The organism is Aestuariimicrobium soli (genome assembly GCF_051192575.1).
In the GTDB taxonomy this organism is placed as follows: Bacteria; Actinomycetota; Actinomycetes; order Propionibacteriales; family Propionibacteriaceae; genus Aestuariimicrobium; species Aestuariimicrobium soli.
On record NZ_JBPJSQ010000011.1, the window covers coordinates 66,008 to 88,849 of the forward strand.

Consider the following 22,842-nt stretch of genomic DNA (forward strand, 5'->3'; position numbering starts at 1 on the left):
GACCATGGTGGCTGGCTTCCCGGGCGCGCGCGTGTGAGTCTTGATGCATCATGACGACCGTGCAGCCCTCCCGCGACATGCGCGCCGACCCCTCGGGGCCCGGAGCGGGTGCTGCTGCGCAGCTGCCCGAGACACGCCCGGAACCACGACCCGAGCCGCGGCTCGAGCCGCCGCGGGTGACGCGCGCCGGCGACGGTGCCTGGGTGGCGGGCGTCGCCCACGGCATCGCGACCCACCTCGGTTGGCCGCCCATGCTGGTGCGCGGTGCCTTCGTCGCCCTGGCCATGTTCAACTTCCTGGGCGTGCTGGTCTACGGCGTGCTCTGGGTGGTGCTGCCCGGCCTCAAGGACGCGGCGCAGGCGCAGGCCCCCGGGCTCGAAGCGGCCACCCGCACCGGCAAGCGGCCCCGACGTCAGGTCACCTCCCGCGACTTCGGGGTGATCAGCGCGCTGGTGGTGGGCGGTGTCGGGGTGGCCTGGCTGACGCAGGCCTTCGGGCTGGGGCTGCCGCAACAGATCTTCTGGCCGACGGCGATCGCGGCCGTCGGTCTGGCGCTGATCTGGCGACAGGCGGACGACCCCGCACCGACCGTCGACCGCAAGACCAGCAAGTGGCTGCGGCCGCTGGTCTCCGGCGGCGGCTGGGCCTCGTGGGCCCGGATCGCCATCGGCATCAGTCTGCTGAGTGCCGCCTTCTCGATCGTGGTCGGCAACCAGATCGGCTTCGCCAACCTGCCGACCATTCTCGCCCTCAACCTGCTGGTGGTGGCCGGGATCGGTCTGGTCTCGGCGCCCTGGCTGTACCGGGCCAGGCGCCGCATGAACGAGGCCACCGAGCAGCGCCTGCTCGCCGACGCCCGCGCCGACATGGCCGCCCACCTGCACGACTCGGTGCTGCAGACCCTGGCCCTGATCCAGCGCCAGTCCACCGACGCCCAGGCCGTGGCGAGCCTCGCCCGCCGCCAGGAGCGCGAGCTGCGCGGCTGGCTCTACGGCGACGGCGGCGCCGACGACACCCACCTGAAGGCGGCGCTCTCGCGGGCCGCCCAGGAGGTCGAGGACGAGCGCGGCGTTCCGGTCGAGGTGATCTGCGTCGGCGACATCGAGCTCACCACCGACCTGGGCGCCATGGTGCAGGCCGCGCGCGAGGCCATGATGAACGCGGCCAAGCATTCGTCCGCCGCCAAGATCGACGTCTACGCCGAGGTGGGCGAGGGTGCCGTCGAGATCTTCGTCCGCGATCGTGGTCGGGGTTTCTCGATGGACGACGTCGCCGACGACCGGCAGGGTGTGAGGAACTCGATCATCGCCCGCATGGAACGACACGGGGGGCGGGCGACCATTCGGTCCGCTCCCGGTGAGGGAACCGACATCACATTGGAGATGCAGACATGAGCCAGACCCCCGGCCACCAGCAGCAGGGCCACCAGCAGCAGGACGATCAGCAGCAGGACGCCCAGCCGGACCAGCCCCGCGGACCCGTGCCGGTGGTGCTGGTCGATGACCACGCGATGTTCCGCGCCGGGGTGCGCCACGAGTTGGCCCGCACCCCCGACCTCGTCCGCGTCATCGGCGAGGGGGAGGACGTCGACTCGTCGGTGGCCGTGATCCGCCGGGTGCGCCCCGTGGTGGTGCTGCTCGACGTGCACCTGCCCGGTGGCGGTGGCGCCGAGGTGATCCGGCAGTGTGAGCTGTTGTCGATCCAGGCGGGGGAAGACCCGGCGTCTCGTCCGAAGTTCCTGGCGCTGTCGGTCTCGGACGCCGCCGAAGACGTGATCGGGGTGATTCGCGCGGGCGCCCGCGGGTACGTCACCAAGTCGATCGAGTCGGCCGAATTGATCGAGGCCATCGGACGAGTGGCCACCGGCGACGCCGTCTTCTCACCGAGGCTGGCGGGCTTCGTGCTGGACGCCTTCTCGGGAGCCATCGACATCGCCAGCATCGATGAGGACCTCGACCGGCTCTCGCAGCGCGAGCGCGAGGTGATGAAGCTGATCGCCCGCGGGTACGCCTACAAAGAGGTCGCCCGCGAGTTGTTCATCTCGATCAAGACCGTCGAGACCCACGTGTCGAGCGTGCTGCGCAAGTTGCAATTGTCCAACCGCCACCAGCTCACCAAGTGGGCCACCGATCGCAAGCTGGTCTGAGCCCGACCTGTCTGAGCTGGCCCACGCATCGGCCCCCACAAAGAAACGACCTCCCGCTCACGATGAGCGGGAGGTCGTGTTGTGTGACGGGTGTCGTCAGGCCGCGCGGCCGGCCTTGCGGGAGATGAACCCCCAGATGACGAGCACGATGAGGGCACCCACGATGGCCATCAGCCAGGTGTAAAGGCTCCAGAACGAGCTGATCGGCTTGTTGAACAGTGCCGACCCGATGAAACCGCCCAGGATGGCGCCGACGACGCCGAGGATGAGCGTGACGATCCATCCGCCGCCCTGACGGCCGGGCATGATGGCCTTGGCAATGGCGCCTGCGAGCAGGCCCAGAATGATCCAACCGAGAATTCCCATGCGCTCAGTCAAGCAGAGGCGCGAGGGTTCATGCGTCAACCAAACCGCTCCTCAGGCACATTTCAGCCGGATTTCACCCTCAGGGGTGGGATGTGAGACAGGTGTCCACTGTGTGGGACGCTCAGAAGAACGGTCGCCAGGGCGCCAGCAACTGCTCGGTCGCCTTGGTGACCAGTCCGCGGCGGCGCCAGTCGTCCCGGCTCAGTTCCACGCAATTGGCGAGGTCGGTGTGGAAGACCTCCTCGAGGCGGGAGGCCACCTCGGGGCTGACGATCTCCATGTTGATCTCGTAGTTGCCGAGCATGCTCAGCCGGTCGAGGTTGGCGGTGCCGATGGTCGACCAGACCGAGTCGATCACCGCCGTCTTCGCGTGCACCATCGCCCCCTGGTAGAGGAACAGCCGCACGCCCTTGGCCAGCAAGTCGTCGTAGTAGCCCCGCGACAGCCAGTCGGCCACCACGTGGTTCGACTTCGCCGGCACGATGATGCGCACGTCGGCCCCCCGCAGGCAGGCACCGTGCAGGGCGGCGATCAGGTCGTCGTCCGGAATCAGGTACGCGTGCGTCAGCCAGACCCGGTCGTTGGCGCGGTCGATCGCCTCGAGGTACATGTTGCGAATCGGGTAGACGGCCATCCGTGGGGTGTTGCGATGCACCTCGATGGGGCCCGACCAGACGCGCTCACGGGGTGATTCCAGGCGTGGCCGCCGGCGCCCCATGCCGAACAGCCCGGCGGGGGCGGAGTTCCAGTAGTCGACGAAGGCGTTCTCGATCTCAGCCACCCCGGGGCCGGTCACCCTGGCGTGTGTGTCGCGCCAGCGGTCGGCATACAGCGAGCCGATGTTGTAACCACCGATGAACGCCACGGACGAGTCGACCACCAGGAGCTTGCGGTGGTCTCGTCCGGAGTTGCGCAGGCTCGGCACCAACCCGCCGATCAGGGGGTGGCGACCGACGTGCAGGCCCGGGGGGAAGCGGAAGAAGGTGGGGTTGACGACCAGGTTGGCGAACGTGTCGTAGACCACGTAGACGTCGACGCCGCGTTCGTGGGCGGCCACCAGGGCCTCCTTGAAGCGGGTGCCGACCTCGTCGCCCTTCCAGATGAAGGTCTCGAAGTGAATCGTGTGCTCGGCGGCGTCGATGGCCGCCAGCATGTCGGCGTAGACGTCCTCGCCGTAGGTGTAGACGGTGATCTGGTCGCCGTCGGCATCGACCGCGACGGCGGGCGTGGTCGGGAACCGGTAGGGCTTGCGATGCCGGCGGCGCACGCTCTCGGCGATCGTGAGCCCCAGCATGGTGGCCACCTGGGCGCCGACCGTGATGCCGGTCACCCAGTGCACGACTCTCCTGGTTCTGGCGACCCACGACATGCGCACCACCCTAGGGGATGGCCAACTATTCTGGGACAGCCATGTCTGACCAGTTGCCCGACCTGTTCTCGTTCCTCGACTCCCAGCCCACGCCCCTCGAGGAGGGCACGCTGCCCACCTTCGTCGACGACTCCGTCGAGCCGCCGGCCAAGCCGAGGGGCAGCCGGGGGCCCAAGCCCGAGGAACTGCTCGAGGGGCTCAACACCCCGCAGCGCGAGGCCGTGCTGCACGAGGGATCGCCCGTGCTGGTGGTGGCCGGCGCCGGGTCGGGCAAGACGCGGGTGCTGACCCGCCGGATCGCCTGGTTGGTGAGCCAGCGCGACGTGCACCCCGGCTCGATCCTGGCGATCACGTTCACCAACAAGGCCGCCGCCGAGATGCGCTCCCGGGTGATCGAGTTGGTCGGCGGGCGGGCGAAGCTGATGTGGGTCTCGACCTTCCACTCCGCCTGTGTGCGCATCCTGCGCGCCGACATCGACAAGTTCGGCTACAAACGCACGTTCTCGATCTACGACGACACCGACGCCAAGCGGCTGATGTCGCTGGTGCTGCGCGACCTCGACCTCGACCCCAAGAAGTACCCCGTGCGTTCGATGATGAACTGGGTGTCGAACCGCAAGAACGACCTGGTCGACTTCGAGCGGGCGCTGCGCGACTTCGGCGGATCGAACGAGCAGGTCAACGCCGAGGTCTACGCCGAGTACCAGCGTCGCCTCAAGGCCGCCGAGGCCCTCGACTTCGACGACCTGATCATGACCACCGTGCACCTGTTCCAGGCCTTCCCCGACGTGCGCGAGCAGTACCGCCGCCGGTTCCGGCACGTGCTGGTCGACGAGTACCAGGACACGAACACCGCCCAGTACCAGCTCATCCGCCAGTTGTGCGGAGACCTCACCGACGCCGAGCTGACCGGCTTCGACGCGGTGCCCGTCGACCCGGCCGAGCTGATGGTGGTCGGCGACTCCGACCAGTCGATCTACGCCTTCCGGGGCGCCACGATCCGCAACATCCTCGACTTCGACTCCGACTTCCCGGGCGCGCGGACGATCCTGCTGGAGCAGAACTACCGCTCGACCCAGAACGTGCTGTCGGCGGCCAACGCGGTGATCCGCAACAACAACGGACGGCCCGACAAGCAGTTGTGGGCCGAGTCCGGCGATGGCGCGTTGATCGTCGGCTACGTCGCCGACACCGAGCACGACGAGGCCAACTTCGTGGCCGGCGAGGTCGACGCCCTGGCCGACGCCGGCGACTCCCGGTACGGCGACACGGCAGTGTTCTACCGGACGAATGCGCAGTCCCGCGCCTTCGAGGAGGTCTTCATCCGCACCGGCGTGCCCTACCGGATCGTCGGTGGCGTGCGGTTCTACGAGCGCCGCGAGATTCGCGACGCCATCGCCTACCTGCGCGCGCTGGCCAACCCGGCCGACGACGTCTCGGTGCGACGCATCCTGAACGTTCCCAAGCGGGGCATCGGTGACAAGGCCGAGCAGGCCGTCGAGGCGCTGGCGGTCGCGGAACGGATCCCCTTCGGGGCGGCGCTCGACCGCGTCGACGAGATCGACTCCCTGGCCACACGGTCGCGCACCCAGCTGAAGGCCTTCGCCGACCTGATGGCCCGCCACCGCGCCATGGTTGACCAGGGCGTGCCCGCCAACGAGATCCTCACCTCGATCCTCACCGAGTCGGGCTACCTGGCCGAGCTGGAGCATTCGTCCGACCCGCAGGACGAGACGCGACTGGAGAACCTGGTCGAACTGGTCGCGGTCGCGCAGGAGTTCGTGGTCAACGCGAACGCCCTCGACATCACCGACGGCGACCCTCTGGACGAGGGGGCGCTGGACGACGAGGGGGAGCCGATCACCGGTCTGGCGGCGGGCATGCCCGAGGCGGACGACTCACTGGCGGCCTTCCTCGAACGGATCGCCCTGGTGGCCGATTCCGACTCGATTCCCGACGACGGCTCCGGCTCGGGCGTGGTCACCCTGATGACCCTGCACACCGCGAAGGGGCTCGAGTTCGACACCGTCTTCCTGGCCGGGCTCGAGGACGGGGTGTTCCCGCACATGCGTGCCCTCACCGACACCGATGAACTCGCCGAGGAGCGCCGCCTCGCCTACGTGGGCATCACGCGCGCCCGCAAGCGGTTGTACCTGTCGCGTGCCGCCGTGCGCACCGCGTGGGGGGCACCGGCCTACAACCCGCCCTCACGGTTCCTGGACGAGATTCCGGCTCGCCTGATGGATTGGCGGCGCACCGACGCGGCCCTGACCTCGTGGAGTGCCCAGTCGGCGACGCGCAATCGTCAGGCGCGACTGGCGACGACGGCCTCGTGGTCGTCCGGCGGTCGTGATTCCCAGGGATCGCGAGGCAGCGAGGGGGTCTCGTTCGGCAACGGACGAGGGGTGCTCCCGGCCTCGGCCAGGGCGAAGGTGGCGCTCAACGTGAAGCCCGGCGACCGGGTGCTGCACTCGGTGTTCGGCATGGGAACCGTGGTGGCCACCTCGGGCGCGGGTGACCAGGCCAAGGCCGACGTGAACTTCGGGTCGACCGGCATCAAGCGGTTCGCGCTGAAGCACGCCCCGATGGAGAAGCTGTGACCCAGCGGGTGTAGACCCAGCAGGCGTGACGCAGCTGGCTCAGATGGCGATGCCCATGGCCCGCAGGAAGTTCAGCGGGTTGCCGGTGGAGTAGACGTCTCCGGGGGTGGTGCCGGGGGAGTAGTACTCGAAGTGCAGGTGGCAGCCGAAGGATCGTCCGGTGTTGCCGACGTAACCGATCAACTGACCGGCCTTGACGACGCTGCCCTGGCTGACCGCGTGGCGGGAGAGGTGGGCGTACAGGGTCGACCCGCCGTTGGCGTGGTGCAGCACCAGGTCGTTGCCGGCCCAGCCGCCGACCGAGCTGCCGACGACGCCGGCGGCGGCCGCGTAGACGGGGGTGCCGCAGGCGGCGCCGAAGTCCTGACCGGTGTGGTAGCGAGCCCAGGAGCCGGTGGCTCCCCAGCCCGCGCCGAGGCGGAAGGTGCCGGGCTTCAGCGGCAGGGCGCCACCGCCCGAGGTGGTGAGGGTGGAGAGGTCGACGGGGCCGTCGGGCAGGGCGATGCCGGACAACTTGGCGGCCTCCTGCTGCTGCTTGAGCAGTTCGGCTGCCTTGCGCTTCTCTTCCTTGATGCGCGCAGCTTCCTTCTTGACCTTGGCGACGTCGCTGTCCATCTCGGCCTGCAGCTTCTTCTGCTGGGCCGCGGCCTGGGCGGCGGTGACGGTGGCGTTGGTCTCGCCGAGGTTCACGGAGCGGTCGGAGTTGCTGGTGCTGTTCAGCTCGGCGCTCAGCTGGGCGCGCACGCTGTTGCGGTTCACGGTGGTGCCGCGCTGCTGGAAGGCCTGCAGGGCCCCGTCGTCCTGACCGGTCGGGGTGTCGACCTCGGCCTCGACGGCCTGCTGCTCGGCCGACTTCGACTTGTCGATCGGCTTGGCCGACGACTTGTCGGGGGTCGTGGTGTCAACCATGGACGAGCTCTGGTCCTGCACCGAGGCGGAGGCCGAGGCGGTCGTGATCACGCCGACGGCCACCCCGAGACCCAGGGCGCCGCTGAGCAGGCCGGTCACGATCGGGCGCACGAACGAGCGGGAGCCACGGTCGGACTCGAACTCGGCGACGGGAGCCTTGGTGGCCCGCAGCACACGGGTGTTGCGCAGGGCCCTGCTGGCGTCACGGTTCGACACGGATCACGTCCTCGACTCGACTGGCCCCGTCATGGCTGACGTCGGCCTGGGTGGCGGTGGTTCGTCCGGCCGCTGACACGGCACCCACGGAACCACCTCCGACAGCTTAAGGACTTCTCAGGAATCTTTCAAATTCTCTCAGGAAGGGGTGGCAACCGGGTTGCCGGCGAGGCCGCGGCTCGCCTGAGGATCGTCGGAGTGGATAGGCTCGAGCCGGATGCCGCGGGAGCCTCCCGTCGAGAGCCCCACGTCGACACCGCACACTCAACGACACGGTTCAACGAGACCGATCAACGAGACCGATCGAACGACAGCTCAACGACAGGGAAGAAGCACACGAGTGGATCTCTTCGAGTATCAGGCACGGGACATGTTCGAGGCGCACGGGGTACCCGTGCTGCGCGGCATCGTCGCCACCACCCCCGAGGAGGCCCAGCACGCTGCCGAGCAGCTCGGTACCTCGGTCGTGGTGGTCAAGGCCCAGGTGAAGACCGGCGGCCGCGGCAAGGCCGGCGGCGTCAAGCTGGCCCACTCGCCGCAGGAGGCAGCCGAGCACGCGCGCGCCATTCTCGGCATGGACATCAATGGCCACACGGTGCACCAAGTGATGATCGCCGAGGGTGCCGACATCGCCGAGGAGTACTACTTCTCGCTGCTGCTCGATCGCGCCAACCGCCGCTACCTCGCCATGTGCTCCTCCGAGGGCGGCATGGACATCGAGACCCTCGCCAAGGAGCGTCCCGAGGCCCTGGCCAAGGTGCCCGTCGACCCGCGCATCGGCATCGACGACCAGGTGGCCGGCGAGATCCTGGAGACCGCCGGGTTCGGCGTGCGCGACGCCGTCATCATCGCCCCCGTGCTGAAGCAGCTCTGGGAGGTCTACCTGGCCGAGGACGCCACCCTGGTCGAGGTGAACCCGCTGGTGAAGACCGGCGCCGGGCGCATCGTCGCCCTCGACGGCAAGGTCACGCTGGACGAGAACGCCGACTTCCGCCATGCCCACCACGCCGAGTTGGCGGACGAGACGCGCACCGATCCGCTGGAGGTGAAGGCCAAGGAGAAGGGCCTGAACTACGTCAAACTCGACGGTTCGGTCGGCGTGATCGGCAACGGCGCCGGGCTGGTGATGAGCACCCTCGACGTGGTCGCCAATGCCGGCAAGGACCTGCCGGGATCGCCCAAGCCCGCCAACTTCCTCGACATCGGCGGCGGCGCCTCGGCGCAGGTGATGGCCAACGGCCTCGAGATCATCCTCGCCGACGAGCAGGTGAAGAGCGTCTTCGTGAACGTCTTTGGCGGCATCACGGCCTGCAACGAGGTCGCCAACGGCATCGTGCATGCCATGCAGATGCTGGGTGAGGTGGCCTCGAAGCCGCTGGTCGTCCGTTTGGACGGCAACGCCGTCGAGGTGGGTCGCGAGATCCTGCAGGAGTTCGCCCACCCGCTGGTCACCGTCGTCGACACCATGGACGACGCCGCCCGCAAGGCCGCCGAGCTCGCCTCGAGCGCCTCGTCGTCCGCCACCCCCGCTGCCACCCAGGAGGCCTGATCCATGTCGATCCTGCTCAACTCGAAGTCGAAGATCATCATCCAGGGCATGACCGGCTCGGAGGGTCGCAAGCACACCCAGCGCATGATCATGTCGGGCTCGCGCATCGTCGGGGGGGTGACCCCCGGCAAGGGCGGTCAGTCGATCCGTTTCGAGGAGGACGGTGTCAACGTCTTCAACTCGGTGCACGAGGCCAAGCAGGCCACCGACTCCAATGTCAGCGTGATCTTCGTGCCCGCCGCCCACACCAAGGCCGCCGTGCTCGAGGCCATCGACGCCGAGATGGAACTGGTGGTCTGCATCACCGAGGGTGTGCCCGTCGGTGACACCGCGGAGTTCTTCGCCGCGGCCGAGGAGTCGGGCAAGACCCGCCTGATCGGCCCCAACTGCCCCGGCGTGATCTCGCCCGGGAAGTCGAACGCCGGCATCATTCCCGCCAACATCTCCGGCAGTGGGCCCATCGGGCTGGTGTCGAAGTCGGGCACCCTGACCTACCAGATGATGTACGAGCTGCGTGACTTCGGGTTCTCGACCGCCGTCGGCATCGGCGGCGACCCCATCGTCGGCACGACGCACATCGACTGCCTGCGTGCCTTCCAGGACGACCCCGAGACCGAGGCGATCGTGATGATCGGCGAGATCGGTGGCGACGCCGAGGAGCGGGCTGCCGAGTTCATCAAGCAGCACGTCACCAAGCCGGTGGTCGGCTACGTGGCCGGCTTCACCGCGCCCGAGGGCAAGACCATGGGCCACGCCGGGGCCATCGTGTCGGGTTCCGCGGGCACCGCGCAGGCCAAGAAGGAGGCCCTCGAGGCCGCCGGCGTGCAGGTGGGCCGCACCCCGTCGGAGACCGCCGCGCTGATGCGCGAGATCCTCACCAGTCTCAAGCGCTGAGCACCGACCCTCCGGAGCCGGCTGGCGTCACCTCGTGTGGGTGGATCGCTGGCCGGCTCTGGCGTTCAGCTGGCGCCACGAGTCACCCGGGAAGTCGAACGACGGGGTGACCTTCGAGATGGTGTAGCTCACCCGGGTGCCGGCGACGTTCACACCGACCCGGTAGAGCACCTTGGTGTTCGCCCCGGTGGCCTGCTCGACGAGCCACACCTTGCCGTTGACCGGTGCCCGGTCCTGGCCCGTGATGAACAGCACCGTGCCGCCCGTCACCTTGGCGGTGTCGGACTCGCGCTTGGCGCAGCCGTCGATGTTGTCGGTCAACTTCTTGGCGAAGGCGGTCGCCGACTTCGCGTCGCGGAAGCCGAGCAGCACCTCGTCGATGCCGAACTGGTCGGGTGCGGCGTCGTCCTGATTGAGCAGGTATGAACGCTGCTTGCGGTCGGCCGGCCCGGCGACGGTGGCCAGGGTCATGTTCTCGCACCCCGACCCCTGCGTGGTCACCTTGGCGGGTTCGGTGCTGTTCCAGCGGCCCTGCCCGGCGGTGATGCGGGGAATGTCGGACTCGACCAGCCAGCCCAGGATCGGGGTCGAGGGAACGGCGGTCACCCGGGCCGACGGGCTGGCCGGTGCCGTCCCCTTGCTGGCCGCGCTGATGCGGGTCAGGGTCGGGGTGACGGCGTCGAGCAGCTTCTGGGTCTCGAGCTTGGTGGTGTCGTTGGCGCCGTCGATCATGGTCACGGTCACGCCCGTGCGGGCGATGATCACCGTGTGGTACTGCAGCGGATCGTCCTGGAAGGCCACCGTCACCGAGAACGACTCGTCGGCGGCGTGCATGATCGAGTCGGCCGACGAGATGAAGGCGGGCACGTCGTTGCAGGCCGCCAGCGCGGCGTAGGTGATGTCGTAGGCCTGCTGGGCCTGCTTGGCGTCGGCGTAGGCGTCACTGCGCTGCAGGATCGCCGTCTTCGTCGTCGCGGTGCTCACCAGACCGCGCTGCCGGGTGATGGTCGCGTTCGGCAGGCCCTGCCGGTTCGACATGCAGGTGATGCCGGGGGCGGTGGCCGGAATGGTCTCGAGCGTCTTCGTCTCCTGCCAGCCCTGCGCGCCCAAGGCCTTGGTGGCGTCGGCGGCCGTCAGCAGCATCTCGCTCGTCAGGGCCGGGGGTGCGCTCGGGGTGGGGGTGGCGGACGAGGCCGAGGTGCTGGCCGTGACCGTCGTCGAGGCGGCCGGACGACGGGTGAACTCCCGCACGCCGAAGAAGACGCCGCCGGCCACGGCCAGTGCGGCGACGGCCGCGACCAGCTTGAGGCCCGGGCCGAAGCCGTGGCGTCGTCCGGAGACCAGGTGGTCGTCATCGTCGGGGGTCGCGGATTCCGGGGCGGCGGGCTCTGGGGTGGCGGGGGTGGCGGGCTCGACGAAGCCGGCCCGGGAGGAGACGGCCTCGTCCGCGAGGTGGGAACCCCTGGTGAGCGCGTCGGCGGAGGCCAGCGCGTCGGCCGTGCCCTCGGTGCGGGCGCTCAGGTCGTCCTGCGTGGGGCTGGCCTCGTCGGCCGTGCCCACGTCGCCGGCGGTCAGGCTGGCGCCACCGGCGGTGACGGGCGCCGTTCCGGGGCGCATGAAGGCAGCGTGGTGGTGCGGCACCTCGGGGGCGGCACTCACCGGGGCGTCGCCGGCCATCGGGTCATGATCGCGCGAGGACTCGTCCGCTCTGGTGCGGCGACCCGGGGTGGCTGGGGTATCGTCGGGCCCGCCGTGGTTGCCATCTGCACTCGCGGCTTCGGCACCCCGACGGGGTGCGAACGAGTTGTCGTCGGTCACTCACTTACCTCATAGGTGGGGGCGTCGGGCGCGGAAGGTGTCCCGCGCATCAACTGGGCACTTTACCTGAGGGTTCCTCAGGATCCGATTCGAGGAAGGCAATCTCTGGTGGCATCGTCCGACAACCGTCGCCGTTCGCGCAAGCAGCGGGGCTTCGACGTCGAGGTCGCCGATGCTCCCCAGGGCGCCGAGCGCCCCCGGCTGACCGTCTGGTGGCCGCTGGCGGCGGTGGGAGCGGGCCTGCTCTCGGCACTCAGCCTGTGGGTCGTCGTCACCGGCGTCGTGCTGGTCGGCTGGACGGCCGCCCCCGACATCGGTCTGGGCAGCGTGCTGACCGTGGCCACGCGGTTCTGGCTGCTGGGCTACTTCGCCCCGGCCAGCGTCGGCGACGTCGAGCTCTCGCTCACCCCGCTCGGGCTGACGGCACTCGGCGCGCTGGTGGTGTCGTGGTTGAGCGGCTGGGCCGCCGCGCAGGCGCGCCGGGGTGACGGCGAGACCTTGTCGCAGCGCCAACGGGGACGACTCGTGGCGCGCTCGGCTGCTCTGTTCACCCTCGCCCATGTCGTGCTCGTGATGGTGGCCGCGGGCCTGGTCTCCAGCGGCCAGCAGCCGGCGCGGGCCCTGATCGGATCGGTGCTGGTGATGGGTGCCGCCAGTCTGGTCGGGGGAGCGCGCGCCTGCGAATGGCATCCCCTGCTCGACCTGCCACTGTGGGCGCGGGCCGTGCCGCGCGCGGTGGGCGTGGCCGTGCTCACCATGACCGCCTGCGGGGCGGCGGCGCTGTTCGTCCAACTCCTGCGCCGACGCGACCAGGTCGAGGCCCTGCACCGCGCGCTGGAGGCCGGCACCGTCGGCGGCATCCTGCTGCTGGTGCTGCAACTGCTGTGGCTGCCGAACCTGGTGATCTGGATGGCGTCGTGGGCGCTGGGCGCCGGTTTCACGTTGGGCGACGGATCGGTGGTGAGCCCCGCCGCCAACCAGACTGGCATGCTGCCCGGCATTCCGGTGCTGGGTGCGGTTCCGGCGGCCGGCCCCGGCCCGGCGCAGTCGTGGTGGTGGCTGCTGTCGGGTGTGCTCGCCGGTGCGCTGGCCGCCCTGGTCATCCTGCGGGCCCGCCCGCGCGCCCGCTTCGACGAGACCGCCCTCGTGGGTGGCCTGGCCGGGGTCGTCGCCGGTGGGGTGATGGTGGCGCTCGGCTGGTTGGCCGGCGGTGATCTGGGCAGCAACCGGCTCGCGGGCCTGGGCCCCAGGATCACCCAGTTGTTCGTGATGTCACCCACGCTGATGGGGCTGGCCGGCGTGCTCACCGGTTTCGCGGTGGGTCTGCTGCGCCGACCGGACGACTCGCTCACCGACGGCATCGAGGTCGAGCGGGCGTGAGCGGCCACGGTTGCACCCCCGCGCGGGCCGCTAGGGTGATCGGGTGACCTGTCGAGTGGTGGTGCTGGTGTCGGGCAGCGGCACCCTGCTGCAGAGCCTGATCGACCATCTGGCCACCTCGAACAGCAACGTCGCGGGCAGCAACGCCTCGGCCACCATCGTGGCGGTCGGCGCCGACCGCGCGGGCATCGAGGGTCTCGCCCGCGCCGAACGGGCCGGCATTCCCACCTTCGCGCACCCGTGGACGAAGGGGTCCGACCGGGCCGTCTGGGATGCCGAGCTGACCGAGCTGGTGGCGGCCCACCGGCCCGACCTGGTGGTCAGCGCCGGCTTCATGAAGCTGGTGGGGGATCACTTCCTGGCCCGGTTCGGCGGCCGGATGATCAACACCCACCCAGCGCTGCTGCCCTCCTTCCCCGGCATGCACGGCCCACGCGACGCCCTGGCCCACGGCGTCAAGATCGCCGGCGCCACGGTCTTCATGGTCGACGCGGGTGTCGACACCGGCCGCATTCTCGCCCAGGGGGCCGTGCCGGTGCTGCCCGACGACACCGTCGAGACGCTGCACGAACGCATCAAGGTGGTCGAGCGAGACCTGCTCGTCCGCGTTGTCGACGAGCTGGCCGCCGCGCAGGTCGCCAGCACCCCCGAGTCGACCACGACCCAGAACCCCTCCACCCCAGCCCAGGAGAACTGATGAACGACCGTCTGCCCCTCAAGCGAGCCCTGATCTCGGTCTACGACAAGACCGGGCTCACCGACCTGGGCACCGCGCTGGCCGCCGCTGGCGTCGAGATCGTCTCGACCGGCTCGACCGCCAAGACCCTGCAGGCCGCCGGCGTCGACGTCACCCCCGTGGAGCAGCTCACCGGTTTCCCCGAGTGCCTCGACGGCCGGGTGAAGACGCTGCACCCGAAGGTGCACGCCGGCATCCTCGCCGACCGTCGCCTCGAGTCGCACCGCGCCCAACTCGACGAGTTGGGGGTGGCGCCGTTCGACCTGGTGGTGGTCAACCTCTACCCGTTCACCCAGACCGTCGCCTCGGGTGCCACCCAGGACGAGTGCGTCGAGCAGATCGACATCGGCGGCCCCTCGATGGTGCGCGCCGCCGCCAAGAACCACCCGAGCGTGGCCATCGTGACCTCGCCGTCGGCCTACACCCAGGTGACCGAGGCGCTGTCGTCGGGTGGGTTCACGTTGGACGAGCGCAAGCGTCTGGCGGCCCAGGCCTTCCGGCACACCGCCGAGTACGACCTCGCCGTGGCCTCGTGGATGGGGTCGGTGCTCACCGATTCCAGCGAGGGTGACGGGTTCCCGGCTTTCATCGGTGGGGCCTGGCACAAGCTGGGCACGCTGCGCTACGGCGAGAACTCCCACCAGGCGGCCGCCCTGTACTCCTACCCGGCGGGCCCGGCGGGGATCACCCAGGCCGAGCAGCTGCACGGCAAGGAGATGAGCTACAACAACTACACCGACGGTGATGCCGCCTACCGGGCCGCCCACGACTTCGACCAGCCGGCCGTCGCCATCATCAAGCACGCCAACCCGTGCGGCATCGCCGTGGGCGCCGACGTCGCCGACGCCCACCGCAAGGCCCACGAGTGCGATCCGGTGTCGGCCTTCGGCGGTGTGATCGCCACCAACCGACCGGTCTCGGTCGAGCTGGCCCGCCAGGTTGCCGAGATCTTCACCGAGGTGGTGATCGCCCCCGGCTACGACGAGGGTGCGCTCGAGATCCTGCAGGCCAAGAAGAACGTGCGCCTGCTGGTCGCCCCGCCCTACACCCACCGCGAACGCCAGTTGCACCCGATCTCGGGTGGGGCCCTGCTGCAGCAGCCCGACCGCATCGACGCCCCCGGCGACTCCACCGAGAACTGGCAGTTGGTGGCGGGCGAGGCCGCGGACGACGCCACCCTCGCCGACCTGGAGTTCGCCTGGCGCGCCTGCCGGGCGGTCAAGTCCAACGCGATCCTGCTCGCCTCCGACGGGGCCTCGGTCGGGGTCGGCATGGGCCAGGTGAACCGGGTCGACTCCTGCCGGCTCGCCGTGGAGCGCGCCGGTGACCGGGCCGCCGGCTCGGTCGCGGCGTCCGATGCCTTCTTCCCCTTCTCGGACGGGCCGCAGATCCTGTTCGACGCCGGTGTCAAGGCGATCGTGCAGCCCGGTGGGTCGGTGCGTGATGCCGAGACCATCGAGGCCGCCAAGGCCGCGGGCGTGACCATGTACTTCACGGGCACCCGGCACTTCTTCCACTGAGCGATCCGTGGACGAGTCGGAGCAGAAGGCCGAGGAGCGGCGGCGGTTCCGGTTGGCGGCCGCCGCCTCGGCGCGCGGCATCAACCAGTGGCCGCTGCTGGTGGTGCTGGCGGCCCTGGCGGCGGCGTTCGGCATCGTCGCCACCGGCCACTGGCGCAAGGGCGCCTTCGCGCTCGGCTGCGCGGTGGTGCTGGGGGGCCTGCTGCGGGCGGTCCTGCCCGCCAAGACGGTGGGGCTGCTGGCGGTGCGCGCGCGCTGGCTCGACACCGTGCTGCTGCTGTTGTGCGGTGGCGCGATGTGGGCTCTGACCATGCTGGTGCCACCGTCGTCCCCACGCGTGCCCTGAGGGGGTGGCCCGCTGGCGCGGGGCGGTTCGCGACCCGATAGTGTCGGTGGTGACCATTCGTGGAAAGAGGACGACATCGTGAGCACCACCCCCGTGAAGGTAGCCGTCACCGGCGCAGCCGGCCAGATCTGCTACAGCCTGCTGTTCCGGATCGCGAGCGGAGCCCTGCTGGGCCCCGACGTTCCGATCGAGTTGCGTCTGCTCGAGGTCACCCCCGCGCTGAAGGCGCTCGAGGGTGTCGTCATGGAGCTCGACGACTGCGCGTTCGGCAACGTCACCAACATCGAGATCGGGGACGACCCCAAGAAGGTCTTCGACGGCGTCAACCTGGCGATGCTCGTCGGCGCCATGCCCCGCAAGGCAGGCATGGAGCGCTCCGACCTGCTGAGCGCCAACGGTGCCATCTTCACCGCTCAGGGCAAGGCCCTGAACGAGGCGGCCGCCGCCGACATCAAGGTGCTGGTGACCGGCAACCCGGCGAACACCAATGCGCTGATCGCCATGACCAACGCCCCCGACATTCCCCGTGAGCGTTTCAACGCCCTCACCCGCCTCGACCACAACCGGGCCAAGGCGCAGCTGGCCACCAAGCTCGAGGTCAGCCCCGACGACATTCGCCACATGACCATCTGGGGCAACCACTCGTCGACGCAGTACCCCGACCTGTTCAACACGCTCGTCAACGGCAAGATCGCCGCCGACGAGATCAACGACCAGGCCTGGATCGAGAAGGACTTCATTCCCACCGTGTCGAAGCGTGGGGCCGCGATCATCGAGGCCCGCGGGCTGTCGTCGGCAGCCTCGGCCGCCAACGCCACCGTCGAGCACATGCGCGACTGGGTGCTGGGCACCCCCGACGGTGACTGGGTGTCGATGTCGGTGCCGTCCGACGGTTCCTACGGGGTGCCCGAGGGTCTGATCAGCTCGTTCCCCTGCACCGTGGTCGGTGGTGAGTACCAGATCGTCCAGGGTCTCGAGATCAACGAGTTCAGCCGCGGCAAGATCGACGCCTCGGTGGCCGAGCTGGTCGAGGAGCGCGACGCGGTCAAGGGTCTCGGCCTGATCTGAGTCCTGCCTGGCGCGGCTCGGGCCTCGTCCCGCATCTGCCGCTCATACGCGTTTGCCTCTCGAACAGGCATCTGCCCACGTTGCAACATGGGCAAATGCTCGTTCGGGAGGCAAACGCATGTTCGCCCCGGCGAGACTGGCCCGGATAGATTGGCGGCATGCGCCTCCACCTGATCAGGCATGGCCGCACGGCCGCCAACGTGCACCATCTGCTCGACACCACCGTGCCCGGTCACGACCTCGATGACCGGGGGCGGGAGCAGGCCAGCGCGCTCGCTGACAAGCTGGGGGACGCGGCCATCGAGGCCATCTACGTGTCGCCGATCGTGCGCACGCAGCAGACCGCCGCACCCCTGGCCGAGCGTCTGGGCCTCGAGCCGGTGGTGCTCGACGGGTTGGCCGAGATCAAGGCCGGCGACCTGGAGATGTGGCCCGGCTACGGCACCTACATGCAGGTGATCGCCACGTGGGGCAAGGGTGACCTGGCGGCGGCTCGTCCGGGTGGCGAGGACGGCACCACCTTCATCGGACGCTTTGACGAGGCCATCGCCCGCATCGCCGCGGCCGGCCACGCGGAGGCGGTGGCGGTCAGCCATGCCGCCGCCCTCGGCACCTGGCTGGCGGCGCGTGCCCAGGGCCCCACCAGCGGGGACGGTGACGGGCGCCGGCTCGGGAACACCGCGGTCGTCACCCTCGAGGGCGACCCCGAGTCGGGCTGGGCGATCGTTTCCTGGGACTCCGGCGAACCGCACGTGACGCCCGACGACTACCGGCCGGGCACGCTTGTGCTCAGCCAGGCCGAGGCGTCGGTGCTGGCCCCAGACTGGTCGCAGGTGTTGGGTCGGCTGCAGCAGGTCTTCCGCTTCGCCAGCTTCGGTGTCGCCACCGAGTTCGTCGCCCGGGCGGCCGCGTTCGCGGGCGAGGTCGACCACCATCCCGAACTCAGCCTGCGCTATGACCGGGTGCACGTGGCCGTCGGCAGTCACGACTCCGGTGGCATCACCCACCGCGACACGGCGATGGCGGCTCGGCTGCAGGTGCTGGCCGCAGAACTCGGCGGCACCCGCCAGCCAGCTCGGGTCGGCGAGATGGAGATCGCCATCGACACCATGGACGAGGCCGCGATCAAGCCGTTCTGGCAGGCCGCCACGGGGTACGAGGAGTTCCGCGAGGCCCTCGTCGACCCACTGCGGCTGGGGCCGAGCATCTGGTTCCAAGAACTGGACGAGCCTCGTCCGGTGAGGAATCGGATTCACCTCGACCTGACCGTCGCCGCCGACGAGGCCGAGTCGCGGATCGCGGCCGTCGTGGCGGCGGGGGGAACGGTGGTCGGCGGACGTCCGCCGGCCTTCACGATCCTGGCCGATGCCGACGGCAACGAGGTCTGCGTCTGCACCGAGATGGGCCGCGACTGAGGGTTCCCGCTGCTTGGTTGCCGCTGATGAGTTCTCCCGACGCCCGCGTGCGGGTTGTGGCGGCGATGACGCGCGGGAAGGCCCGAGTGGGGGCAGGCCCGAGTGGAGGAAGGCCCGAGTGGGGGAAGGACAGAGTGGGGGAAGGACAGAGTGGGGGAGGCTCGAGTGGGAGAAGCCCGAGCGAACTGGCGAGAGCGGCGAGGACCCGCTCAGCGGAAGATGACCGTGCGCTTCCCGTCGAGGAAGACCCGCCGCTCAGCGAACAGGCCCACCGCACTCGTCAGGGTGCGCGACTCCTCGTCCTGGCCGATGGCCACCAACTGCGGCACCGATCGGGTGTGGTCGACGCGCACCACGTTCTGCTCGATGATCGGCCCTTCGTCGAGGTCCGAGGTGACGAAGTGGGCCGTCGCTCCGATCAGCTTCACGCCGCGGGCATGGGCCTGGCGGTACGGGTTGGCGCCCTTGAACCCGGGCAGGAAGGAGTGGTGGATGTTGATGGCCCGCCCCTCGAGGAAGGCGCACAGCTCGGGCGACAGGATCTGCATGTAGCGCGCGAGCACCACCAGCTCGATGCCCTCGGCCTCGACCACGTCGCGCACCCGCTGCTCGAAGGCAGCCTTGGTGTCAGCGGTCACCGTGTGCGACTCGAACGGCACGCGGAAGAAACCCGCCAGCTCACGCAGGTCGTCGTGGTTGGCCAGCACCAGCGGCACCTCGATCGGCAGTTGCCCCGATCGCTCCCGGAAGAGCAGGTCGTTGAGGCAGTGACCGGCCTTCGTGGCCAGCACCAGGGTGCGGAGCTTTCGTCCGCGTTCGACGATCTCGACCTCGGCGTCGAACTGGCTCGACACCGGCGCCACCCGAGCGGCGAACGCCTCGTGGTCGAGCGCCGTCTCGACCTCGAGCCGCAGGAAGAAGTGGCCCGTGTCGGTCGACGAGAACTGCTGCAGTTCGGTGATGTTGCCTCCCGCGGCCACGCAGGCTCCCGAGACCGCGTGCACGATGCCCGGGCGGTCGACGCACGAGAAGGTGAGCACCCAGTGGTGGAGCGTGGCGTCAGGCATGCCGACCACTGTAGGGCCGCCCACTGTAGGGTGCGAGCCATGCCCGCCCCCCGCGCTCTCGCCGGTGCCGTCGACCTCGTCCGCGGTTGGTTCGACGACGGTGCCCGGGTGGTCGCGATCGACGGACTCGGGGCCAGCGGCACCTCGACCCTCGCCGCCCTGGTCGCTGCCGAACTGGCTGCCTCGGACGTGGCCGACATCGACGTCGTCACCCTCGACGACTTCACCCGCCCCGGCGCCGTCGGCTGGGAACGCGACCGCTTCGTCCGGCAGGTGTACGCACCCGTGCGAGCCGGTGAGCCGGTGCGCTACCAGCGTCATCACTGGACGAGCCCGGTGCCGACCGAGTGGGTCGAGCTCGCGGCCGGACGACGGTTACTGGTCGAGGGGATCGGCGCCTCCGAACCACCGGCCGGGGTGACCTGGGACAGGTTGTTGTGGCTGGCCGCGCCCGCGCCCGTGCGCAACGATCGGGCCCGCCGGCGCGATCCGGACCGGCACGCCTGCTGGTCGGGAACGTGGGCGCCGATCGAGGACGAGTGGTTCGTCCGCACGTCGCCCTGGACGAAGGCCGACGCCGTCTGGGTCAACGCCGGCTGAGACACCGTCCCTCAGCTTCGGGGCGGGGCCTGCCTGGCCACCGCGATCGCCCCGACCGCCTGCCCGGCCTCGTCCGTCAGCACCGCGAAGGTCATCTCGACGTAGACGGGGTCGCCGCCCTTCGTGAGCGCCTTGGTGCGTCGGGCGGCACCGTCGGAGGAGAGGTGTCCGGCGGCCATGGCTGCGTCGAAACCGTGCCAGTGCGGCCCACGCAGCTTCTCGGGAATCATCAGCTCGATCGAGGAGCCACGCACCTCGTCGATGGTCCAGCCGAACAGCCGTGACGCGTGCTGGTTCCAGTGGGTGATGTCGCCCGACCGGTCGATGGCGATGACGGCATCGCCGGCCTGATCGATGATGCGGGCCTCGAGGTCGGCCACGGGATCAGTCATGGGCCCATCGTGCCCCATGTCCCCTGCCCCCCGGGGAGAACTGGCCCAGTGGGGAGTCTGGCCCACCCGGTGACGAAGCCTCAGACCGTGAAGGAGTGGTCGTCGGTCTCGGTGTCGACGATCACCCGTCCCCGCCGCACCACCATCCGGGCCGGACGATGGTCGACCACGGCCGAACTCAGCGTCTCGCCCTCGACGAGCACCAGATCGGCCTCGTCCCCGATCTCGATCCCGGGGCGCCCCGCCAGCGGGTCGACCCGCTCCAGGCCCGTTGACGCACTGGTGGGGTCGATCACCTGACGACCGCCCACCGTCGCGGTGAAGGCGGCGCGGCGCAATTCATCGTCGGTCTTGAGGTTGTGCTGCCAGCACAGCTGGAACAGGCGGTTCCAGTGGTCGCCGTCACCGTAGGGGCTCCAGTAGTCGCGCATGCCGTCCTCGCCCAGGCCGACGCGCACGCCCGCCTCGAGCAGGCGGCGGTAGGGCAGCCGTTCCGCCCCGCGCGGCGCCACGGTGGCGATGGCCACGTCGAGCTCGACCAACTGCTCGATCAACCGGTCCTCGACGGCCGGCGCGTTGGATCCCAGGGCCATCGCGTGCGAGATGGTCACCTGGCCCACCATGTCGAGGCTGCGCACCCGCTCGAAGATCAGCTCCCACGAGAAGGCGCCCATCGTCCCGGTCTCGTGCACATGCAGGTCGACCGGCTTGGCGTACTTCTCGGCCAGCCCGAAGACCACGTCGAGGTGGCCCTTGGGGTCGCGGTCGACGGCGCACGGGTCGATGCCGCCGACGACGTCGACCAGCCCCTGGCGCAGGGCGTCGTCCAGCAGCTGCTCGGTGCCGGGGTCGACCATGATTCCGGACTGCGGGAAGGCCATCACGGTCACGTCGGCGTGGTCGGCATGGTGCTCGCGCGCGGCCAGCACCCCACCCAGTCGCTCCAGCCCGGCGTCGGTGTCGATCTGCGCGTAGGAGCGCACCTTGGTGGTGCCGCGCGAGATCATCCGACCCAGCATGGCCGTCGCCTTCTCGGCGATCGGGGCGTCGTCGCGCCAGCCAGCCCGGTCGGCCTCGATGTGCGCCTGCAGGCTGCCGGCAGCGGTGTGCGGACGAAAGGGCAGCCCCCACCGGGTCGAGCACAGGTGCACGTGCACGTCGGCGAACGAGGGCAGGGCGATCCGTCCGCGGCAGTCGACGACCTCGTCGGTGGGCAAAGGTGCCCGGTCGACGATCACCCCGTTCTCGGTCACCAGAGAGGTGGCTGCCTCACCCCAGGGGCGGCAGTTCTGCAGGACGGTTCCGGTCGTGGCTGAGCTCATGGCGTCAACCCTAGGGGAGGGGTCCTGGCAGTACCTGCCAGCCAGCGGGCGCCGTACCTAGGGTGGGGTTCACCACCCACGCCCATTCCACTCATCCACGCAGGAGGACGTCATGGATCATGTGAAGCTCGGCCGATCCGGCCTCGAGGTCTCGCGACTGTGCCTGGGGGCCATGGGGTTCGGTGACCCCGGCCAGCAGATGCACGGCGGCTGGGTGATCGACGAGGCCGCCAGCCGCGAGGTCGTCCGCCATGCCCTCGACCTGGGCGTCACCTTCTTCGACACCGCCAACGTCTACGGGCGGGGCCGCAGCGAGGAGATCCTCGGCAAGGCGCTGGTCGACTTCGCCCCCCGCGACGAGATCGTGCTGGCCACCAAGGTGCACGGGCGCATGTTCGACGGCCCCAACGGTGGCGGGCTGAGCCGCAAGATGATCCTCAGTCAGATCGACGCCTCGCTCAAGCGGCTGGGCACCGACTACGTCGATCTCTACATCATTCACCGCTTCGACCCGACCACCCCGATCGAGGAGACGATGTCGGCGCTGAACGATGTCGTCCGTTCGGGTCGGGCCCGCTACCTCGGCGCCTCGGCGATGTGGGCCTGGCAGTTCCACGAGGCCATGCACGTGGCCGAGACGAACGGCTGGGAGCGGTTCATCTCGATGCAGAACCACTACAACCTGCTCTACCGCGAGGAGGAGCGGGAGATGATGCCGCTGCTGCGGGCCAAGGGCGTCGCCTCGACCCCGTACAGCCCGCTGGCTGCCGGACGCCTCACCCGCGACTGGGACGCGACCACCGCGCGGGCACAGACCGACGAGATCGCCCGCGGCAAGTACGACTCGACCGAGGCGGACGACCGCGCCATCGTCGAGGCCGTCGCCCGGGTGGCCGAGCGCCACGGGGTGCCGCGCGTGCAGGTCGCCCTGGCCTGGCTGCTCGCCAAGCAGCCCGTGGTGGCGCCGATCATCGGGGCCACCAAGGCCAGCCACCTCGACCAGGCACTGCCCGCCCTCGACCTCACGTTGGACGACGCCGACCTCGCCGAACTCGAGCAGCCCTACGGCCCGCACGCGGTGGTGGGGCACAGCTGAGCCGGTGGTCGGCTGCGCGGCGTCATCCGATAG

General features: G+C 69.9%; 20 protein-coding genes. 13 read left to right on the forward strand and 7 right to left on the reverse strand.

Annotation, left to right across the window (positions count from 1 at the left end; translation table 11 throughout):
- Nucleotides 1–50 precede the first annotated feature (50 nt).
- Entirely contained in the window at nucleotides 51–1,394 is a 1,344-nt protein-coding gene (locus ACSDQ9_RS12475; RefSeq protein ID WP_435147500.1) for an ATP-binding protein, read from the forward strand.
- A 116-nt stretch (nucleotides 1,395–1,510) separates the two neighbouring features.
- Nucleotides 1,511–2,146, forward strand: a complete 636-nt coding sequence (locus tag ACSDQ9_RS12480; RefSeq protein WP_435147873.1) for a LuxR C-terminal-related transcriptional regulator — start codon at nucleotides 1,511–1,513, stop codon at nucleotides 2,144–2,146.
- Between the two features lie 96 nt (nucleotides 2,147–2,242).
- On the opposite strand, the gene ACSDQ9_RS12485 is transcribed toward ACSDQ9_RS12480, so the two are convergent.
- Nucleotides 2,243–2,512, reverse strand: coding sequence for a GlsB/YeaQ/YmgE family stress response membrane protein (locus ACSDQ9_RS12485; protein WP_435147502.1), 270 nt, complete (start codon nucleotides 2,510–2,512; stop codon nucleotides 2,243–2,245).
- 121 nt (nucleotides 2,513–2,633) lie between these two features.
- Nucleotides 2,634–3,881, reverse strand: coding sequence for a phospholipase D-like domain-containing protein (locus ACSDQ9_RS12490; protein ID WP_435147504.1), 1,248 nt, complete (start codon nucleotides 3,879–3,881; stop codon nucleotides 2,634–2,636).
- Nucleotides 3,882–3,922: 41 nt separating this feature from the next.
- Here ACSDQ9_RS12490 and ACSDQ9_RS12495 point away from each other — a divergent pair, with 41 nt between their 5' ends.
- Nucleotides 3,923–6,481: a UvrD-helicase domain-containing protein gene (locus ACSDQ9_RS12495; protein ID WP_435147506.1), complete on the forward strand. Its 2,559-nt coding sequence runs from the start codon at nucleotides 3,923–3,925 to the stop codon at nucleotides 6,479–6,481.
- A 39-nt stretch (nucleotides 6,482–6,520) separates the two neighbouring features.
- Here ACSDQ9_RS12495 and ACSDQ9_RS12500 read toward each other — a convergent pair whose 3' ends face one another.
- The gene (locus ACSDQ9_RS12500; protein ID WP_435147508.1) at nucleotides 6,521–7,606 is read right to left on the reverse strand and encodes a M23 family metallopeptidase; all 1,086 of its coding nucleotides are present in this window, start codon (nucleotides 7,604–7,606) and stop codon (nucleotides 6,521–6,523) included.
- A gap of 340 nt (nucleotides 7,607–7,946) precedes the next feature.
- Here ACSDQ9_RS12500 and sucC point away from each other — a divergent pair, with 340 nt between their 5' ends.
- Both sucC and sucD read left to right on the forward strand, forming a co-directional pair.
- A complete protein-coding gene (gene sucC / locus ACSDQ9_RS12505) occupies nucleotides 7,947–9,155 on the forward strand; it encodes an ADP-forming succinate--CoA ligase subunit beta (protein WP_435147510.1) in 1,209 nt (402 codons plus the stop codon).
- 3 nt (nucleotides 9,156–9,158) lie between these two features.
- The gene (gene sucD, locus ACSDQ9_RS12510) at nucleotides 9,159–10,049 is read left to right on the forward strand and encodes a succinate--CoA ligase subunit alpha (protein WP_435147512.1); all 891 of its coding nucleotides are present in this window, start codon (nucleotides 9,159–9,161) and stop codon (nucleotides 10,047–10,049) included.
- A gap of 27 nt (nucleotides 10,050–10,076) precedes the next feature.
- On the opposite strand, the gene ACSDQ9_RS12515 is transcribed toward sucD, so the two are convergent.
- Complete coding sequence (locus tag ACSDQ9_RS12515; protein WP_435147514.1) at nucleotides 10,077–11,726, reverse strand: hypothetical protein; 1,650 nt, start codon at nucleotides 11,724–11,726, stop codon at nucleotides 10,077–10,079.
- Nucleotides 11,727–11,975: 249 nt separating this feature from the next.
- Here ACSDQ9_RS12515 and ACSDQ9_RS12520 point away from each other — a divergent pair, with 249 nt between their 5' ends.
- The 6 genes from ACSDQ9_RS12520 to ACSDQ9_RS12545 all read left to right on the forward strand — a co-directional run bounded on the left by ACSDQ9_RS12520 (nucleotide 11,976) and on the right by ACSDQ9_RS12545 (nucleotide 18,332).
- Nucleotides 11,976–13,247 carry a cell division protein PerM gene (locus tag ACSDQ9_RS12520; RefSeq protein WP_435147515.1) on the forward strand — a complete coding sequence of 424 codons (1,272 nt, stop codon included), beginning with the start codon at nucleotides 11,976–11,978 and terminating at the stop codon, nucleotides 13,245–13,247.
- 43 nt (nucleotides 13,248–13,290) lie between these two features.
- Nucleotides 13,291–13,944 carry a phosphoribosylglycinamide formyltransferase gene (gene purN / locus ACSDQ9_RS12525; RefSeq protein WP_435147517.1) on the forward strand — a complete coding sequence of 218 codons (654 nt, stop codon included), beginning with the start codon at nucleotides 13,291–13,293 and terminating at the stop codon, nucleotides 13,942–13,944.
- Nucleotides 13,944–15,503 (forward strand): bifunctional phosphoribosylaminoimidazolecarboxamide formyltransferase/IMP cyclohydrolase, encoded by a 1,560-nt coding sequence (gene purH / locus ACSDQ9_RS12530; RefSeq protein WP_435147519.1) that lies wholly within the window; start codon nucleotides 13,944–13,946, stop codon nucleotides 15,501–15,503. The genes purN and purH overlap by 1 nt, the downstream gene beginning before the upstream one ends.
- 7 nt (nucleotides 15,504–15,510) lie before the next feature.
- Nucleotides 15,511–15,849 (forward strand): DUF3017 domain-containing protein, encoded by a 339-nt coding sequence (locus ACSDQ9_RS12535; protein WP_435147520.1) that lies wholly within the window; start codon nucleotides 15,511–15,513, stop codon nucleotides 15,847–15,849.
- Nucleotides 15,850–15,927: 78 nt separating this feature from the next.
- Nucleotides 15,928–16,917 (forward strand): malate dehydrogenase, encoded by a 990-nt coding sequence (locus tag ACSDQ9_RS12540; protein WP_435147522.1) that lies wholly within the window; start codon nucleotides 15,928–15,930, stop codon nucleotides 16,915–16,917.
- A 158-nt stretch (nucleotides 16,918–17,075) separates the two neighbouring features.
- Nucleotides 17,076–18,332, forward strand: coding sequence for a histidine phosphatase family protein (locus tag ACSDQ9_RS12545; protein ID WP_435147524.1), 1,257 nt, complete (start codon nucleotides 17,076–17,078; stop codon nucleotides 18,330–18,332).
- Between the two features lie 209 nt (nucleotides 18,333–18,541).
- Here ACSDQ9_RS12545 and purU read toward each other — a convergent pair whose 3' ends face one another.
- Nucleotides 18,542–19,399 (reverse strand): formyltetrahydrofolate deformylase, encoded by an 858-nt coding sequence (purU, locus tag ACSDQ9_RS12550; RefSeq protein ID WP_435147525.1) that lies wholly within the window; start codon nucleotides 19,397–19,399, stop codon nucleotides 18,542–18,544.
- A 39-nt stretch (nucleotides 19,400–19,438) separates the two neighbouring features.
- Here purU and ACSDQ9_RS12555 point away from each other — a divergent pair, with 39 nt between their 5' ends.
- On the forward strand, nucleotides 19,439–19,999 hold the full coding sequence (locus tag ACSDQ9_RS12555; protein WP_435147527.1) for a hypothetical protein: 561 nt from the start codon (nucleotides 19,439–19,441) through the stop codon (nucleotides 19,997–19,999).
- 11 nt (nucleotides 20,000–20,010) lie between these two features.
- On the opposite strand, the gene ACSDQ9_RS12560 is transcribed toward ACSDQ9_RS12555, so the two are convergent.
- Both ACSDQ9_RS12560 and ACSDQ9_RS12565 read right to left on the reverse strand, forming a co-directional pair.
- Entirely contained in the window at nucleotides 20,011–20,391 is a 381-nt protein-coding gene (locus tag ACSDQ9_RS12560) for a PAS domain-containing protein (RefSeq protein WP_435147528.1), read from the reverse strand.
- Between the two features lie 80 nt (nucleotides 20,392–20,471).
- On the reverse strand, nucleotides 20,472–21,713 hold the full coding sequence (locus ACSDQ9_RS12565; RefSeq protein WP_435147530.1) for an amidohydrolase family protein: 1,242 nt from the start codon (nucleotides 21,711–21,713) through the stop codon (nucleotides 20,472–20,474).
- Between the two features lie 112 nt (nucleotides 21,714–21,825).
- Here ACSDQ9_RS12565 and ACSDQ9_RS12570 point away from each other — a divergent pair, with 112 nt between their 5' ends.
- Nucleotides 21,826–22,809, forward strand: a complete 984-nt coding sequence (locus ACSDQ9_RS12570) for an aldo/keto reductase (RefSeq protein ID WP_435147532.1) — start codon at nucleotides 21,826–21,828, stop codon at nucleotides 22,807–22,809.
- The last annotated feature ends 33 nt before the right edge of the window (nucleotides 22,810–22,842 follow it).

Bases quoted from the DNA above. Each gene is read 5' to 3' on its own strand.
- ACSDQ9_RS12475 (WP_435147500.1), top strand. From the start codon at position 51: ATGACGACCGTGCAGCCCTCCCGCGACATGCGCGCCGACCCCTCGGGG.
- ACSDQ9_RS12480 (WP_435147873.1), top strand. From the start codon at position 1,511: ATGTTCCGCGCCGGGGTGCGCCACGAGTTGGCCCGCACCCCCGACCTC.
- ACSDQ9_RS12485 (WP_435147502.1), bottom strand. From the start codon at position 2,512: ATGGGAATTCTCGGTTGGATCATTCTGGGCCTGCTCGCAGGCGCCATT.
- ACSDQ9_RS12490 (WP_435147504.1), bottom strand. From the start codon at position 3,881: ATGTCGTGGGTCGCCAGAACCAGGAGAGTCGTGCACTGGGTGACCGGC.
- ACSDQ9_RS12495 (WP_435147506.1), top strand. From the start codon at position 3,923: ATGTCTGACCAGTTGCCCGACCTGTTCTCGTTCCTCGACTCCCAGCCC.
- sucD (WP_435147512.1), top strand. From the start codon at position 9,159: ATGTCGATCCTGCTCAACTCGAAGTCGAAGATCATCATCCAGGGCATG.
- ACSDQ9_RS12515 (WP_435147514.1), bottom strand. From the start codon at position 11,726: ATGGCCGGCGACGCCCCGGTGAGTGCCGCCCCCGAGGTGCCGCACCAC.
- purH (WP_435147519.1), top strand. From the start codon at position 13,944: ATGAACGACCGTCTGCCCCTCAAGCGAGCCCTGATCTCGGTCTACGAC.
- ACSDQ9_RS12545 (WP_435147524.1), top strand. From the start codon at position 17,076: ATGCGCCTCCACCTGATCAGGCATGGCCGCACGGCCGCCAACGTGCAC.
- purU (WP_435147525.1), bottom strand. From the start codon at position 19,399: ATGCCTGACGCCACGCTCCACCACTGGGTGCTCACCTTCTCGTGCGTC.
- ACSDQ9_RS12555 (WP_435147527.1), top strand. From the start codon at position 19,439: ATGCCCGCCCCCCGCGCTCTCGCCGGTGCCGTCGACCTCGTCCGCGGT.
- ACSDQ9_RS12560 (WP_435147528.1), bottom strand. From the start codon at position 20,391: ATGACTGATCCCGTGGCCGACCTCGAGGCCCGCATCATCGATCAGGCC.
- ACSDQ9_RS12565 (WP_435147530.1), bottom strand. From the start codon at position 21,713: ATGAGCTCAGCCACGACCGGAACCGTCCTGCAGAACTGCCGCCCCTGG.
- ACSDQ9_RS12570 (WP_435147532.1), top strand. From the start codon at position 21,826: ATGGATCATGTGAAGCTCGGCCGATCCGGCCTCGAGGTCTCGCGACTG.